A 498-nucleotide genomic window follows, 5' to 3' on the forward strand; every position below is an offset into this window, starting at 1 on the left:
CCCACGAACTCTCCACCCCGGCCAGCGTCGCGCCGGTCGCCGCGTGACCACCGCCCGACACACGAGGAAGGCCACCCGTTGGACACCCCGACCCCGATCACTCCTCGCGTGCTGCGCGTCGAGGAAGCCGCCCATGCCCTAGGCATCGGCCGATCACTTGTCTACGACCTCATCCGCTCCGGCCGGCTCCGCTCCTTCAAAGTCGGCAGCCGCCGCCTCATCCCCGCCGCCGCCATCGACGATGCCATCACCATGCTCACCGAGGAAGCCGCCTGATGCCCAGACAGCCCAAACCCCGCCCGACCAACGCCCGGCGCAACCCCAACGGCGAAGGCTCCATTTACCAACGCGCCAGCGACGGCCGCTGGGTCGGACAGGCATACGTCCTCACCACCGACGGCACCCGCAAACGGAAGTTCGTCTACGGCGCGACCTGGGACGAAGCCCACGCCAAGCTCATCGAGCTGAAGGCAAAATCCCAGCGCGGCATACCCGTTC

1 protein-coding gene and 1 pseudogene are annotated in these 498 nt (G+C 68.3%); both read left to right on the forward strand.

What is annotated here, in order from left to right; translation table 11 throughout:
• Nucleotides 1-108 precede the first annotated feature (108 nt).
• Nucleotides 109-276, forward strand: a complete 168-nt coding sequence (locus SM447_RS30170; protein ID WP_474576253.1) for an excisionase family DNA-binding protein — start codon at nucleotides 109-111, stop codon at nucleotides 274-276.
• A pseudogene (locus SM447_RS30175) lies at nucleotides 276-498 on the forward strand (site-specific integrase); the annotation flags it as partial. The gene SM447_RS30170 and the pseudogene SM447_RS30175, both read left to right, overlap by 1 nt.

The organism is Micromonospora aridisoli (assembly GCF_056150025.1).